Here is a 16,828-nt window from a genome sequence, read left to right as displayed (position 1 = left end):
CTCCATGAGTTTCGTAACGTACTCAAGCCACACGCAAACATTAATATATTTAATTTTTTATAAAAAAGAACCCAAGAATAAATTCTGGGTTCTTTTTAGTATTTCTCGTACAAAAGATGCTTTTGTACAATTAGAGAGCCTTAGTCCTTCTTACGAACGACAAAGCCTACTAGACCGGCGATAAATAAACCAATCATTGAAAGAAGACTGGTAGAAGCTGTACCTGTGCTTGGTAGAACTTTCTGATCTTGGCTTGCAGTTTCTTCTTTCTTAGTGCTTTCAGCTTGGTTCCCTGTTGTTGCAGTATCATTCTTATCACCGTTGGTTGTCATAGAAGTTACCTTCTTAGTTCCAACTTCGACAATCTCATCTACTGCTGGAGTGGTGATTGTGCTTGATTTCACCTCGCGTCCTGTTTCAACGCCGTCTGTGTATGTCACTGTATAAACATTGGTGCGAACACCCTTCTTACCAGCTGTCTTCACTTGACGACTTCCTTCTGGAAGATCTGCATTTGGTACTTCCTTTGTTTGGAAAGCGACTTCTTCTGTTTTCGTTTCTTCCTTAGTTGTTACAACTGGGGCTACTGCTTTCTTAGTTCCAACTTCGACAACTTCGTCTACTGCTGGGGTTGTGATTGTGTTTGATTTCTCAACACGACCTGTTTCAACGCCGTCTGTGTAAGTGACAGTTTCAACAATCGTACGAACACCCTTCTTACCAACAGCTTTCACTTGACGACTTCCTTCTGGAAGGTCTGCGTTCTGCACTTCTTTGACTTGGAAAGCAACTTCTTCTGTCTTCGTTTCTTCCTTAGTCGTTACAACTGGGGCTACTACTTTCTTAGTTCCAATTTCGACAACTTCGTCTACTGCTGGAGTAGTGATTGTGTTTGATTTCACCTCGCGACCTGTTTCAACGCCATCTGTGTAAGTGACAGTATAAACAATGGTGCGAACACCCTTCTTACCAGCTGTTTTCACTCGGCGAACACCCTCAGCTAAGAGTGCATTTTCAACCTCACGAGTCTGGAAGGCAACTTCTTCAGTTTTGGTTACTTCCTTAGTCGTTACAACAGCTTTCCCACCGGTATAGGTAATCTTGTTTTTTGCAGCTTTCTTGGTCTTGCGTGAAACTTCTTTACGAGATTTTTCAACACCATCCACTTTTGTCACTTCATAAGTGACTTCATCGATACCTTCTTCACCTTCTTCAACACGTGTTTGACCTTTATCCAGCGCTGGGTCTACTTTCGTTTCTTCTTTGAAAGCAACTTTTTCCTCTACAGTCACTGTTTCTTTAGTTTCTACACCTGTTTTCTTAGTTCCAACTTCGATGATTTCTTCTACTGGTTCTTTAATTACCGTTTGGTTTTTTCTATCACGTTTTTTCTCAACGCCATTTACCAAAGTAACATCCCAAACAACTTTCTTCTGACCTTTTTCTCCCGCTTGTTTTACCTTTCGAGTACCTTCAGCGAGGTCCGCATTGTTTTCTGTCCGAGATGGGTAAGGAATCTCCTCAGTAGTTGTGACTTCTTGATGTTCTTCTTTTAAATCTCCCCCAGTGAGAAGCGCCTCAGCCTTGGCTTTCAGCTCATTGTAACGAGCTTCAAGTGCCGCAAAACTTTTTTGACCTTCTGGACTCTTCATTGCCTTCTTTGCAGTCTCAAAAAAATTCTTTGCTTCTTCTACATCACCCTCTAGGAGTTCTTTATTCTCCTCATCTGGACTATCTGTATAATCCTTAATCGAAGATTCTATATTATTGAGCATTCTTTTGAACGTATTTGCAATGTTTCGCTCTTGTCCGTCTGGAATTTCTTCATCTTCTGCCGGAGTCTCTTCTGCATGCACTGTTGGAATTTGATACAAGTCAGGAGCTACATGATAAGTTGCTACTCCAAGAGCATTTAAAGCAAGTATAGAAATCCCTAACTTTAATAATTTTTTTCTACTCATTATTTTTTCCCTTAACACTTTCAATATACAGTAAGGAGAAGAGTAAATTTTTCTACTCTCCTCTTACTATATGGTACTAACGTTCAGCTTTACGCTTCCAAACTAGAAGCCCTGCAAGTCCTGCAGCAAGAGCTGCAACTACTTCAAGAACTGTAGAAACTTCAGAACCTGTATTTGGCAATGTTTTACCTGGTTCTGTTGGTTTTTTCGGAATATCCCCCTCTGCTGGTGGGATATTTGGAGCTGGTGGCGTTACCGGAACCGGTGGTGTCACCACAACCTTGTTGGTAGTTTTTGATTTATCGTTAAAGCTTACTTTTGCCGTATTTGGTACACCTGTCGCGAATTGTGCAAAATCTGTTCCTTCTCTGAAGTTGGTATAAAGAACGAGAGTTACTTTACTTCCCTTCAAGGCTTCGAGAACATCCTTATCGCTGATTTCAAGAGTTACAATGTTTTGAGATTCATCGTAAGTAACAGTGGCAATTGCTTCCAACTCTTTACCTACTAATTCACTACGATCATTTGAAACCTTACTCAATTTATCAATAGCCACTTGAAGCTTAGTTTGAGCTTCTTTCAGGTTCTTGATTTCATTTTCAAGTTTCTCTTGTTGTTGTTTCTTATCAGCTGGTGCTAATTCTGCTTCTTTCTCCGCTGGTGCTTGAAGCTTAGCCAAGGTTTCTTCAGCTGCTTTCAACTCTGCCTCTAGGCTTGCAAGACCTTGACTTGGCTCGCTAGTTGCAGGTTTCTTATCTTCTGTTGCAGAAGAATCAGATGTAGCTGGTGTTGTTTCTTCAGCAGCTGTTGCTGGAGTAGCTGGTGTTGTAGTTTCAGCTGGTTTAGCTGGTTGCGCTGCCTTAGCTGCTTCCAACTTCGCTTTCAATTCAGCCACTTTCGCTTCCGCCGCTTTTAGGTCTTCCTTCTTGTTATTCTCTGTTGAGGTCTCATCAGTTGACTTACCTGTCAAAGCTTTCAGTTCCTTCTCTGCCTGTTCAACTTGGGCTTGAAGAGCTGCTTTGAGCTTGTCAAACTGAGCGTTTTCAACTTTAAGAGCGATTCGGTCTTTATTGACTTTCAAAACTGAATGGATTTCATCACTGATCGTGAATTTCGTCAAATCTGTCTTGACAAGACGACCATATTGATCTTTCTTGGCATTTCCATTTTCATCCACTGGATCCGTTGGAACCGGAGTAGTGATATCGAAGCGGAAAGTATCTGTTGCATTTGGCAAGTTGTATGAAGTCCCTGGTGTTGATCCATTTTCTGGTCCAACTGTCTTAGCAGGTTCACCTGGTGTCGGATCTGTTGGTTTTTCTGGGTCGCGTGGTTTCACCGTTACCGGTTTTGATTCCTTGCTGCCAGATTGACCATTGGCATCCTTGAAGTTGACAGTTGCTTTGTTTGGTACCAATTGGTCCTTATAAGCTTTCAAATCGCTATTCGCTTTGAGTTTAGCTGGGATGTACAATTGAATCTCTTTGAAGCCTTTTAGTCGAGCGAAATCTTTCACTTTTACAGTGACAGTATTTCCCTTAACACTTGTTTCAAGAGCTCCATTTGCATCACGACCATCCACATAGGCTACTGGCGTATCAGCGATTGCTAAAACAGATTCCAGAGTATCAGTTACGGTGAACTCTTTATACTTATCAATATCTTTTGGTAAAGCTGTATTGACATTGTACATGTAAGGTGCATCGTATTCCACATCCAAGTGGTCCAAGGTACGATTGATTTTCTTCGTAATTTCTGGTTCTGGTTCTTTTGGAACGATAACCGGAACTTTATTCGAATCTTTGTGTAGCCCTGGTTTGTGTGGGAACTTCGCATCATAAGAAGCTGTATTTGGAACAGTGAATCCACGATCTGTTAGATATGGAGTCAAATCAGCTCCCGCTTTAATCTTCGCAGTGAAGCTCAATTCCACAGCTTGACCGCCATTGGCTTTCACTTGTTCTTCTGTAAGAGTCAAGGTAATGGTTTGACCTTCTACCTTGATTTGGCTAGCAAGTGTTGCTGATTCTTTGCCATTCACATCTTTCTTGATCTCTGGCTCTTCTGGTGTTGGTGGCGTTACTGGGACTTCGTTAGAGTCCTTGTGATATTTTGGATTATGATCAATATCATAAGAAGCCTTATTCGGAATCTCTGTCTTACCATCTTTATTCACATAAGCTGACAAGTTGGCATTATCTCTAATCTTAGCCTTGAAATTCACTTCAATTGACTTACCGGCATCTGCTTTGACAGAAGCTTCTGTAAAGGCAACTTTGATGACTTGACCAGAAAGTGTCACTGTCGCCTTAGATCCTGCATCCTCACCATCAAGTTTAACAGTAGCTGAAGCATTCTCACCAACAAATTCTAGAACTTCTTTCAACTCGTCTGTCATCTCAAACACAGTTGCATTGGCAGGCATTGTTGTCTTCAAAGTATAAGTAAATTCTTCATTACGTTTTGCAAGATCGTAACGTTCTGCTCCGTTTACTTCCTTCTTAAGCTCTGGAGTTGTTGTTGGCGGTGGAGTGACAGTGACTGGTTTTGATTCTTTCTTAGAATCAGGATTGTCATTAATGATGTAGCTAGCAGTATTTGGTACTACTGGCTTGTCTTTTGCTTCATTTGGATAAGCAGTCAAGAGAGCATCGAAAGTGATGCCGTCTTTAATCTTGGCATTGAATGAAACTTGGACTGCTTTACCAGCATATTGTTTCACTTGATCTTTTCCAAATGTGACTGTCAAGGTTTGACCTTCTGTTTTCACAGTCAAATCTTGAACAGCTTGACCGTCAACAGTGACCGTTGCTTCCCCTTCAAATGCCAATTCTTTGACGATATCATCTGAAATGGTGAAGCTATCTGCCACATGTGGAACCGTTGAGTCAATCGTATACGTGAAGACTTCTGATAACTTACCAAGATCTGCATGTTCCTGACCATTCACCTTCTTAGTGATTGGCGGTGGAGTGACAGTAACCGGTTTGGTTTCTTTCTCACCTTGTTGGTCATTCTTGTTGGTATAAGTAATCTTAGCTTTGTTCTCAATAGATGGAACTTTTGAGTCTTTCTTCACTTTGGCATGAATCACGAGCTCTACTTCTTGGTTACCGTAGTCACCCGCATTCGCAAAATCTTTCATCGTTGCAGTCACGGTTTGACCTTGAACTGTTACATCGAAGAATTTCGCTGCAGCTCCCTTGATTTCAGCTTGACCTGGAGTCAAGTTCTCATCCAAGGTATCCGTTACAACGAAGGACTTGTATGTTGTAATATCATTTGGCAATTTTGCTTTGATATTATACGTGAAGTCCGTTTCTGCACCGATGGTTGCCTCTGTCAATGTTTCGTTGATTTTCTTATCAACGCCTGGTTCTGATGGAGGCGTTACCGTTACCGGTTTGGTTTCTTTTTCTCCGCTGTGATCATTCTTATCTGTGAAACTAAACTTCGCAGTATTTGGAATGTTGATACGAGTCACTCCATCATTGATCTTAGCCGGAATAATCAATTCCACTTCTTGACCAGCAAGGTCTGTAGCCTTCGCAAAGTCCTTCATCGTTGCAGTCACGGTTTGACCCTCAACTGTTACATCGAAGAAGGCGGCAGCCGCTCCTTTGATAACCGGTTTGCTTGAAGTTTCATTGATAACTGACAAATCTCCTTCAAGTGTATCTGTAATCACAAATTTCTTGTAATCTGTAATATCGGTTGGAAGTTTTGTCTTAATGTTGTAGTTATACGCTTGACCTGTCGCGATATCTAAGTGATCAAGAGTTTCATTGATCTTCTTCGTTACAGGAGGTGGCGTTACGGTTACAGGTTTCGATTCAACTTCTTTCTCTACATTATTCTCATTTGTAAAGGAAATAGAAGCCTTGTTTTCAATGGTTGTACCTGTCACACCATTTTTAACTTTTGCAGGAATGACTAATTCAACAGTTGAGTATTTTGCAAGTTCACCAAACTGACCATCCTTCACCGTTGCCGTAATCTCTTGGCCATTGGTGTGGATATCAAAGAGGGCCGCTGCGGAACCTTTAATACTTACGTCTCCTGCAAGTTCCAAATTAGCATCCAGTGTATCACGAATCACAAATTTCTTGTAATTAGCAACATCACTTGGTACTGCTGTTGTAATGTTGTAGTTGTATGGTTGCCCATCAAACGTTTGGAAGCTATCCAAGTTCTCATTAATCTTCTTATCAATAGAAGGTTCTTGTGGTTTTGGTGGTGTAACCGTTACTTTATTCGATGTTTTCTTGATATCATTCAAGGCAACATCTGCCGTGTTAGGTACTTTAATTTGACCATCTTCCTTATATTTAGAAAGGTCAGCACCCGGACGAATCTTAGCCTTGAAGGTCAATTCAAGGTATTGAACATCTTTAGTTTTACGACGCGTTACCTTACGTGAGATTTTTTCAAGTTGAGTTTTATCAAGAGTCAGTGAAACAGTCTGACCTTCAACTTTTGTAGCAGTTTTCAACTCAGTATTATCTTTTTCACCAAGTTTTATATTCAAGCTATCTGCCTGAACTTCCAACTCTGAAACAACTGTATCTGTCAGCGTAAAGTTGTCCGCAATACCTGGCCATGGAGCAGTCACCTTGTACTCAAAGAGTTCCTCTTCTGCCTTCAAATCCTCATGTTCTTTGTCATTAACCTTCTTCGTAATTTCGGTATCAACTGGTGGTTTCACATAGACTGGGTTTGAGCGACGAATTGTACTTGGTTTGTCAGCTGTTTTAGCATGTTTACTTGGATCAGGATTATTATCCTCACCATTCCACATGATATTACCCTGATTCAGCAAACCGAAGCCATCATTATCCTGAAGAAGGGCCATAAATTCTTTGCTCGCTTGATTATTGCGATATTGCTCCTTCAAGCGAACGGTAATGGTCATTTTAGCTTTTTGAAGCACTAAGTATTCATAACCATTCACACTTGGTACATCAGCAACAACAACATCACGTTCGTTTCCGAGATCGTCATTTTGTTTCACTACACGAGTCAAGATTTGACCTTGTGGTCCAGAAGCATGATGACCTACAACTTCTAAACGATAGTCAAGAGGGTCAGTCAGCATAACATTTTTCTTGAACTCATATGGAGCGTTGTTGAAGTTGTAATCTACTGTATAAGTAAATGTTTCATCTTTGGCAGACAAGTTCGCTGCATAGGATGGTTTTTTGCTTAATTGAAGCGGATCTTCAATAGTACCAGTATCATTGCTTTGATCTTGGTCTGCAATTTTCTTGGTGGCACTTGGGTAACAGTATTCAAGTTTTTGAACTTCTACAGTTTCTTTCGAACCACCGATTGTTTCAGTCGCAAAATCACCAACTTTAAATTTACCAGTCAACTCAGGAACTGGAACTGTCTCCTTAACTGGTTTGTAGTCTGCAGGAGGGTCTTGCTCATCATCCTCATCAACTTGTTCAGCATGTGCTTCCTTACTCAAATCATAGTCAAACTTGTTGTTTCCTGGATTAAAGACACTCTCTGGAACAGAGATTGTAACCTTGTCTCCTTCTTGAACAATCTTACCACGAATTTCTTTCTTCGAATCGGTAACCTTTGATACAATCTTCTTACCATTAATTCGAACTGCATCTACCTTATATCCTGGAGTAACTTCAAACTCACCTTTGATATCTTCTTTAACCAGAGCAGCACCAACAGATTCTAGAACTCGACTTGAGAATTTATTGATATCGCTTTGTTCATTAACATAGAAGGAAACATCTTTTCCATTGATATTTTTAGCTGGAGAAGCCATCCCCTCTAATGCTTCATGGAAAATCTCTTGGACACTTCGGTTATCCCCTATATCAAAATATTTTGAATAACCTTCTTTATATGTGTCATAGTACTGAGCTTTGGAATTCGCAAAGATTGTTACGTCTTCCCAGAAACCAACTACTACTGTTCCTTCAGAACCAACAACATTTTTAAGTCTTGTAGATGCTTCCTTAACCTCTTTCACACGCCCTAAAACGTTTTGAGACGCCTCTGTTAGTTCATTAAAATTCCATGCACGTGTAAGAATATTGTTCCGATAGTCACTGTACTCTAGACGAACCTTACCATCAGGGTCACGTTTCCCATTGGCAACACCATCCGTAATCAAAAGAAAGATAGTTTTACGACCATTAGCCATATTCCCTTTTCTTTCATTATATTGAGCAATGACATCGTCAATAGCTGGAACAGTTGGTGTTCCTCCCGCTACTTTAATATTATTAATGAATTGATGGATATCATTTTGGTCAGAAGACAAGTTACTTGCCTTGTATTTGTAATCATAGTCAGGTCCCCAACTACCATAAACATCTTTACGGCCTGTAAAATCGTTATTGTAGTAGTAGTTGTATCCATCTGCACCTTGGAAGGTCGCCATCATAACCCGGTCTGATGTATCTGGATTATCAGTCTTAACCAAACGTGGGTTATTTTCATCATACTCTTCTTCCTTCACAAATGTCGTCAGAGTTTTTAAAGCATTCTGGACATTTGGAATGGTGTTCTTAAATGATCCACTCGCATCCTGCAAGATTACCAAATCCACTGGTTTTCTAGGCAGGCGCCAGCTAATTTTTTCCGTTTTTTCAATTTTACGGGAACATCCATTTTGTGTTATCTTTGTATTTCCACCTACTTCAATAGTACTACCGCCTTCATTTGCTGCAGCGCTACCAAGTAGCTGTCCCATTAAGGCTAATGGAACAGATAAGAATAAAATGATAAACAATATGGAGACCTTTTTAATGAAATCTCTCATTGCTATTTCTGAAATCCTATTGTGATTTCTTCTTCCCCCTTTTCTATAGTAGATATATGTTAGTTGAGTAGTGTTTGCAACTCTTTAGAAAAGCTTTCCGCATCGGAATGGTTAACCAATACATTTTTTACTTCTTGCTTTTTGGTTACAAAATACATACTTGGTATGGTCTGAACCTGTAATAGATCTGCAGCTGATTGATCTTCGTCATAGTAATAAGGGAAAGTGTATCCTTTTTCCTTAATGTATCGATCAGCACTCTCTTTTGTTTCTTTACCAGGTTCGTTCATATTTAGTAAAACAAAATTGATCTGTTCACCATACTTTTCATACATCTGCTGAACAATGGGTAGTTGTTTCTGACAATGAGGACACCAACTAGCCCATTCGACAATTAACATAGGTTTATCATACAGTTCTGAACTAGCAACCAATTTACCGTCTTGAGAAGTCATTTTAAATTCTGGAAGTTGTTGACCTTTTAGACTCAAGGCAGTATTGTTCTCAGCACTTGAAGTTGATTGCGAAACTGATGAAGTCCCTACTTCTCCGTCCTTAGCGGGTCTAGTATAATAAATCAAACCCACCGACAATCCGATGATGACTCCCACTGCTAAAAACGGAAGCCACCACTTATCTTTTTGCATAGAATCTCCTTTCCTTTTTAATGAAATATGGCGAGTAGAACTTGAGTAAATAATATAGTAAATATTTTATAAACTCTCCGAAACTCATCCATTCCAAAAAACATTTTATCATTTACTAATTCGTATTTCAAGAAATATGTTGTCAAATTGTAAACTTTTTTCTTTCCCACGCTAAACCCGCCACACTACTGCATTAAATAGGTATAATGAAAATGATTGGACGTTATTTTCTAATTATTTTCAGAATATTATTTCTTTTTAATGCATAATTCACTCTTTCTTGTTTTCTGTTTTTCTATATAATAACTATACTAAAAACAGCAACGAAATACATTTAAAAATTTGCAATAATAAAAAAGATTGCCCAATCAGACAATCTTTTTTATGTTCTTAATACAAATCAAGATAATTATCAACTTCCCATTGTGACACAAAGGTTGCATAGCTAGCCCACTCGATACGTTTAGCTTCAAGGAAGCTCGTGTAGATGTGTTCACCTAGGGCTGCCTTGACCACTTCATCCTCAGTCAAGGCTTTCAAGGCGTTGTGAAGCGTTGATGGAAGGTCAGTAATTCCAGCTTCCTTACGCTCTTCCGCTGTCATGATATAGATATTTTCTTCGATAGGAGCTGGTGCTTCGATTTTGTTTTCAATACCATGCAAACCAACTTCCAATAGAACTGCCATAGCGATGTATGGGTTTGCCATCGGGTCCACTGAACGCAACTCAAGACGAGTTCCCATACCACGTGAAGCTGGTACGCGCACAAGTGGCGAACGGTTACGACCAGCCCAAGCAATGTAAACAGGCGCTTCATAACCTGGAACCAAACGTTTGTATGAGTTAACTGTTGGGTTCATGATAGCAGTATAGTTGTAAGCATGCTTAATCAAACCGCCAAGGAAATGGTAGGCCGTTTCAGACAACTGCATTCCTTTTGGATCATTTGGATCAAAGAAGGCATTATTTCCTTCTGCATCAAACAAGGACATATTACAGTGCATACCTGATCCAGCAATACCAAATTTCGGTTTAGCCATAAAGGTTGCGTAAAGGCCATGTTTGCGAGCAATGGTTTTAACAACGAGTTTAAAGATTTGAATCTTGTCACAGGCACGGAGGACTTCATCATACTTGAAGTCAATTTCATGTTGTCCAACCGCAACCTCGTGGTGACTCGCTTCTACTTCAAATCCCATTTTGGTCAAGACATTCACGATTTCACGACGCGTATTGTCTGCAAGGTCAGTAGGGGCCAAGTCGAAGTAGCCACCCTTGTCATTTACCTCAAGAGTTGGATCCCCATTTTCATCCAACTTAAATAGGAAGAATTCTGGTTCTGGACCAAGGTTGAAGGATTTGAATCCTACTTCTTCCATATGACTAAGTGCACGCTTCAGATTACCACGTGGGTCACCTGCAAAGGGTTCGCCTTCTGTTGTATAGACATCACAGATCAAACCTGCAACACTTCCATTTTCATCTCCCCAAGGGAAGACTGTCCATGTATCCAAGTCTGGGTACAAGTACATATCTGACTCATTGATACGTACAAAACCTTCAATAGAAGAGCCATCAAACATGGCTTTGTTTGACAAGACCTTATCTAACTGTTCATCTGTAGCAGGAATTTCGACGTTTTTCATGGTTCCCAGAATATCTGAAAACATGAGACGGATAAAGGTAACATTTTTTTCCTTGACTTCACGACGAATATCTGCAGCTGTGATTGGCATGGGTTTTCTCCTTAATATATATGACTACTTGCGATTGCCTAACCGCGACCAAAGGGTGACCGTACTGAAGCAAAGCGCCCCTGCTGGAGGAGTTCATTGTGGAGTGCGCGACGCACTTCCGTCTGACTCACGGCTTTCTTGGACTTCGCCTCGCGTTCAGCATATTTTTTCTTAATCGCAGCAATATTATGACCTTCAGAGATATAATCTTTGATTTCAAGTAGACGATCCATGTCATTCAACGAATACATGCGACGGTTTCCTTCGTTTCGATCAGGTTTGATCAACTCTTGATCTTCATAATAACGAATCTGACGCGCCGAGAGATCGGTCAATTTCATAACACTGCCGATAGGAAAAACAGCCATATTTCGGCGAAATTCTCTTTCCTTCATTTACAATTTCCTTCTTCCTGTCTATTATAGTCTAAAAAAAGATAAACGTCAACGAATAATGTCATAAAATGTAACATTATTTTCTTTTTTTCTCCCAAAAGAGTTTCAGTTGCTCAATATCATAATTAACAAGGATTGCGACAAAAACTCCCATAAATGTTTCAAATACGCGCGCAAACACGTACAAAAATGTTTCTCCGCTCGGTATTGATAGGGTAATAATCAACATAGCCGCTACACCACCGATAACTCCTGCCTTGTTGTTCATGGCAACATTTGTCATAATGGTTAACATGGTGCAAATCGGAACAACTAGTAAGGTTACCCAAAAGGCTCCATGAAATAAAGTGTTTAAGAGGAAAAAGACAAGGGCGTAAAAACCTCCGATGCTATTTCCTAAGATACGCGAAGTTCCAAAATGGACACTCTTATCAAAGCTTTCTCGTAGACTGAAGACCGCTGTTAATGCTCCGATTTGAAGTCCCTTCCAGCCAAAAAAACCAAAAATCAAGAGAACTATAAATACGGCAATCCCCGTTTTGAAGGTTCGCATACCAAGCTTGAACTGTGACTTATCAAATTTATATTTTTTAAAATAACTCATAATCTCAACTTTCTATTTCCATTTTATCATAAATTAGTTGATTTTATGAGCCAAAATCGATAGGAAACGTTTTTAATTCAAACAACAAGAAAAAGAGGAAACAAAGTTCCTCTTTTCTATTTAACTTTTAGAGCTTACTTGCTTTCGTCTTCTTTTCGTTTCAACTGACCAAGTCCTAAAACTCCTACTAAAGCTGCTAGACCAAGATATGGCATGTAGCTTGAATCATTTGTACCTGTTTGAGGTAGAGTAGGGTTACCTTTTGGATTTGGAGTAGGAGTTGTTGGCTCCTCTGGTTTCTTAGGTTCTGGTGTTGTCGTGCGAACTGTATTTGAAGCGTAAGCAACTTTGTTCACAGTATTTACATAGGTATTTTCAAAGGTTCCGACTGCAATTCGTTTCATTTGAATATAAGTCTCAGCCTGGAATGGAGAATCCAACTGAATCTCTTGAAGGAATTCTTCCTTGAAGCGAATGGTAATCATTCCCTTATCTTGATCATGTTCAACCTGTGTTTCAGCTGTTAAGTCTGTCCCTGCCTTGATAACACGACCGTCTTTCAATCGGATATCAACTTTGGCAAGAACTTTATAGTTTCCAGTGTATTGATCACCTTTTTGGTCATAATCATCTACAAAACTATAGTCATTCAAGTCCTCAGAATGATTTTGTGGAATCAAACCACCAATTAAACGATAATTGAAGTACTGGTTCAACGGAATTGTTTGGCCATCGATATTGTCACTGCTTGGATCCATACTGATTGTCACATCTTTTTTAGGTGTGATTTTTGGTACATTGTTGACAACTACTTCTGTAGCATAGCCATTTCCAAAATCAATTTGGTAGGCTTTGTTTTCATACTTACCACCCGTTTGACCAAATTCAGGTTTAACTGTCATCGGATCTGTGATGAGCAATGATTTTCCTGCTGCTACATAGTTCTTGTAGAATTCGGCTGGATTATCAGCTGAGAAGAGTTGGAAAGCACCTTTAACAGTGATGTTTGCTTTCTTCAACAAGTCCTGAACTTTCTTAGGAGCAGCTTCTAAACTATCAAATTGTTGAACACTGATACCTGATACAAGGTTGCCCTCTAGATCACGGATCTTAACCAATTCTGGTTGAAGGGTTAAGGCTTCTTCTGGATAATCATCCACATAGTAGAAACCATTTTGAATCGCTTCTTTAGAAGATTTATCTCCCTTGTATTGGTCCAAATCCCATGTGAGTTCATAGTAGTTCGTTGAACCAGCTAGAACTTCTTTGCCATCAATATTCACACCTTGCTTGTTCTTGTTAACTTTCAAAGGCTTGATGTAGTTGTTATTTGGATTGTCAGGATCATTTGGTTTACCTGGAGTCGTTACACGAACAATATTTGACTTAACACCGTAGGCATCGTTGACTGTCAATGTAAAGTTATTTGTATAAGTCGCCCCATCATTCAAGACACGACCAACAACAGTTGGATATAGAGTCTCAAAGGATTTTGTCAAATCTGCATTGAAAGCAGCCAAGGTCTCCTCAGTAGCCTTAAAGGTTACAGTGTGACTAGCTTTATCATAGCTTGTTTCAAAACCTTTGCTTGCAGCCTTGGTCGCCTCCAAATCAAACTGATAGCCCGTTGGAAGTGGATCTACCAATACAAACGAAGTTGTTTTTGGACGCCCTGCAGTTAAAGCTTCCGTTTTCAACTCAAACTTCACTACAGACTGCTTAGCAACGAGAGTACGGTCGATATCTACTCCATCCTCATTTTTAATTTCTTTATTAATCTGAGGTTGTGCAAATAGACGATTGTAATGGAAGTGAACTGTTGGCACCGCTGGTGGTGTTGGCAACTGCTTAGGAGTTGGTGCTACCGGCGGAGTTGGCAATGGATCATAATTTGGCTCTTCCGGTTTTGATGGCTCTGGTTGATCTGGAGTTTTTACCGGTGGAGTTGGCTCATTTTAGTTTTTACCGGTGGAGTTGGCTCATTTTCGTAGTTTGGTACTACTGGAGCTGGTTCCAGTGGTTTCTCTACTTCATAAGTTGGAGCTTGTGGTGCAGTTGGTTCTACTGGCGGAGTTGGTTTTTCCTTAGTAATTTTCGGAACGTTGACGGCACGAATCTTACCATTGAGTGAGTACCAGATGTTTGGTCTTTTACCTGTATCAACCGCCATAACTGGATCAGAAGGAACTACTAGGGTCGCAGAAATAGCACCAACAGTAACATGATTCGTAGGGCCAGACATACTAATAGCTCCAGCACCGTACCAAGAGTTTGGTGCATCTGATGAATCCCAACCTGAACCAGGTTGACCATTTGGATACATAGTCCAACGAGATCCACCTTGGTCTTTTTTAAAGTTCAAGGTTTCTGTGGCATAAATCTTTCCGTCTTTTTCTCCAACAGATGAACCGGAAATTTTAATAAAGTTACCAGTGTAATCCTTGGCCATCTCAATAGAATTATTTTCTCTATTTAGAGATGCTACAGAAAGAAGGGCATTGTCAAAATTAATTGGTTGGTCATTTTCATCATAGAAGGTAAATTCATTTTTAATGAAAATTGAAGTCCCTTTTTCAACATCACCAGTGTAAGCAGAAGCAAAGACACCCAAAGTTGGGTCACTAAAGATTCCCAACCAAACTTTTCCACTAGGATTTTTAAATTGAGAAGAAGGATCTACAGTATATTTGTAAACAATCTTGGAAATCTTTTTACCATTGTAGTATGAATTTTGAAGGTTGGTATAAGTCGCTGTTACGCTTTGCCCACGTTCTAGAAGAACAGAGCCCCATTTAACTTCTGTTTTATTCCCTACATTGGTGGTCCAGTCAGATTTGTCTCCAATATTACCATACAATTCCACCGAAGAAGCGGTAGCACCGTTTTCCAAGTTCTTGACATTTAGATTGTCTAACTGAAGATTTTTCTTGCCATATTGGACTGTGTCTTTCTTAAAAGCTTCATCAACTGCTGCTGCAGTGAGAAGTTTTCCTTCAGTTTTGAGATCCAGTTGAGCATTCGGTTCTAAATCGTAAACCAAGCTCTGAGCAGATGGCTTAGACAAGTAACCATCTTGATCTTTATTATTTTCAAGTTCTACAAGGGCCGCCTTAATTTTAGCCTGCTCATCTTTATAAGCCTGCAACTTAGCTGGATACTCAGCCAACTCTTTCTTATATTTGGCAAGATCAGCTTCATATTTAGCTAATTTTGCTTCATAGTCAGTCTTAGCCGTAGCATTGCGTTGCTTGATTTCTTCGTTTTCAGCTTGAAGCGCTGCATTTTTTGCCTTGTTGTCTTCAACTGCCTTCTCGTAAGTTGCTTTTGCATCAGCATTAGCTTTTTGAACGCGAGCTAATTCCGTCTGGTATTCAGCTAGCTTAGCTTGGTAGTCTGCTTCATTGGTAGCATTCGCTTGCTTAACTGCCGTCAAATCTGCTTCGTATTTCTTCATCGCTGCGTCATAAGTCGATTTTGCAGTGGCGTTACGTTGCTTAATCGCTTCATTTTCAGCTTGAATGGCTGTGTTTTTAGCTGTGTTTTCTTTCACTGCTTTATCATAAGCTTCTTTAGCTTCAGCATTAGCCTTTTGTACTCGAGCTAATTCTGTCTGGTAAGCTGCTAATTTAGCTTGATAATCAGCATCATTATCCTCTTTAGCTTTCTTAATAGCTGCAAGGTCTGCTTCATACTGCTTCATCGCTGCTTCATAATTCGCTTTTGCAGTTTCATTACGCTGTTTAATCGCTTCATTTTCAGCTTTAAGCGCTTCGTTTTTAGCTGTGTTTTCTTTTACTGCTTTATCATAAGCCTCTTTAGTTTCAGCATTAGCTTTTTGTACTCGAGCTAATTCTGTCTGGTAAGCTGAAAGTTTATTTTGATAGTCCTGTTGACTATCTTCATTTGCTTTTTTGACAGTTGCTAAATCTTTTTGATATTGTGCTAGCTTAGCCTCATATTCTGCTTTAGCTGTTGCATTAGCAGTGTTGATTTTTTCAACTTCTTCTTGATGACTTTTTAGATCTTTTTGGTACTTGTCATCCGCTGCTTTGTTTTCAGCATTGACTTTATCTGTTTCAGCCTGATGAGCTGCGACTTCTTTTTTATATGCTTCAGTTGTTGTCTTTACTTCTTCAGCCTGTTTAGCATAGTCGCTTTTAATCTCATCTTGTTTTTGAGCATTCTCTGTAGCAGTTGTGGCTGTTCCTTTGTCTTTTGTTTCATCTTGAATTACCTTAACTCCTGCAGATTTTGCATCAGCAACTGCTTTATCCAAATCAGCTGATGATACTTCTACTGGCAAAGCTGAGTCTTTAGAACCAGCCTTAGCTTGGCTTTCTTTGGCAACTTGACTCATTTCACCCTGAGCTTCAGGTAGATTTGTAGCTGGATTTCCTGTAGTAGCTACCTCAACTGTACTTGTACTAGTTGTCTCTGTAACTTCATCAGCAAATACTGCTTTGTCTGCAAAAGCAATCAAAGCAGTTCCTAAAACAGCACCACACAAAGTTTTCGCAACTTTGCTTTTACGAAATCCATAGACTTCTTTTTTATTTTTCATTTTAATCCCTTTCCTTACCTAAATTTAGTCGTTACTTCTTATACTAGCACTTTACAAGGCAGGATGCAAATATTTACTCTTTTTTTTTATTTATAGAAAAATTCCACCTATTTATAAATTAAATTAAAAAGAA

Annotated in this window: 6 protein-coding genes and 1 pseudogene; all 7 read right to left on the bottom strand. The window is 39.6% G+C overall.

The window, feature by feature from the left end:
* Nucleotides 1-140: 140 nt before the first annotated feature.
* The 7 genes and pseudogenes from V470_01665 to V470_01635 all read right to left on the bottom strand — a co-directional run bounded on the left by V470_01665 (nucleotide 141) and on the right by V470_01635 (nucleotide 16,695).
* Nucleotides 141-1,961, bottom strand: a complete 1,821-nt coding sequence (locus V470_01665; protein ID AHZ47157.1) for a cell surface protein — start codon at nucleotides 1,959-1,961, stop codon at nucleotides 141-143.
* Between the two features lie 76 nt (nucleotides 1,962-2,037).
* Nucleotides 2,038-8,751 carry a cell surface protein gene (locus V470_10520; protein AJZ74439.1) on the bottom strand — a complete coding sequence of 2,238 codons (6,714 nt, stop codon included), beginning with the start codon at nucleotides 8,749-8,751 and terminating at the stop codon, nucleotides 2,038-2,040.
* Between the two features lie 59 nt (nucleotides 8,752-8,810).
* On the bottom strand, nucleotides 8,811-9,398 hold the full coding sequence (locus V470_01655) for a thioredoxin signature protein (protein ID AHZ47156.1): 588 nt from the start codon (nucleotides 9,396-9,398) through the stop codon (nucleotides 8,811-8,813).
* Between the two features lie 390 nt (nucleotides 9,399-9,788).
* Nucleotides 9,789-11,135, bottom strand: coding sequence for a glutamine synthetase (locus V470_01650; GenBank protein ID AHZ47155.1), 1,347 nt, complete (start codon nucleotides 11,133-11,135; stop codon nucleotides 9,789-9,791).
* Nucleotides 11,136-11,173: 38 nt separating this feature from the next.
* The gene (locus tag V470_01645; protein AHZ47154.1) at nucleotides 11,174-11,530 is read right to left on the bottom strand and encodes a MerR family transcriptional regulator; all 357 of its coding nucleotides are present in this window, start codon (nucleotides 11,528-11,530) and stop codon (nucleotides 11,174-11,176) included.
* Nucleotides 11,531-11,606: 76 nt separating this feature from the next.
* Complete coding sequence (locus V470_01640) at nucleotides 11,607-12,134, bottom strand: membrane protein (protein AHZ47153.1); 528 nt, start codon at nucleotides 12,132-12,134, stop codon at nucleotides 11,607-11,609.
* Nucleotides 12,135-12,268: 134 nt separating this feature from the next.
* Nucleotides 12,269-16,695: pseudogene (locus tag V470_01635) on the bottom strand (agglutinin receptor).
* Nucleotides 16,696-16,828: the final 133 nt, after the last annotated feature.

Origin of the sequence: Streptococcus sp. VT 162, from assembly GCA_000688775.2 — a bacterium.
In the GTDB taxonomy this organism is placed as follows: Bacteria; Bacillota; Bacilli; order Lactobacillales; family Streptococcaceae; genus Streptococcus.
Note: the sequence above shows the minus strand (reverse complement) of the source record. Positions and strands in the feature narration are given on the sequence as shown.

What these genes read in the sequence shown, in the direction of transcription:
- V470_01640 (AHZ47153.1), bottom strand. Translation starts at nt 12,134, where the DNA reads ATGAGTTATTTTAAAAAATATAAATTTGATAAGTCACAGTTCAAGCTT.
- V470_01655 (AHZ47156.1), bottom strand. Translation starts at nt 9,398, where the DNA reads ATGCAAAAAGATAAGTGGTGGCTTCCGTTTTTAGCAGTGGGAGTCATC.
- V470_10520 (AJZ74439.1), bottom strand. Translation starts at nt 8,751, where the DNA reads ATGAGAGATTTCATTAAAAAGGTCTCCATATTGTTTATCATTTTATTC.
- V470_01645 (AHZ47154.1), bottom strand. Translation starts at nt 11,530, where the DNA reads ATGAAGGAAAGAGAATTTCGCCGAAATATGGCTGTTTTTCCTATCGGC.
- V470_01665 (AHZ47157.1), bottom strand. Translation starts at nt 1,961, where the DNA reads ATGAGTAGAAAAAAATTATTAAAGTTAGGGATTTCTATACTTGCTTTA.
- V470_01650 (AHZ47155.1), bottom strand. Translation starts at nt 11,135, where the DNA reads ATGCCAATCACAGCTGCAGATATTCGTCGTGAAGTCAAGGAAAAAAAT.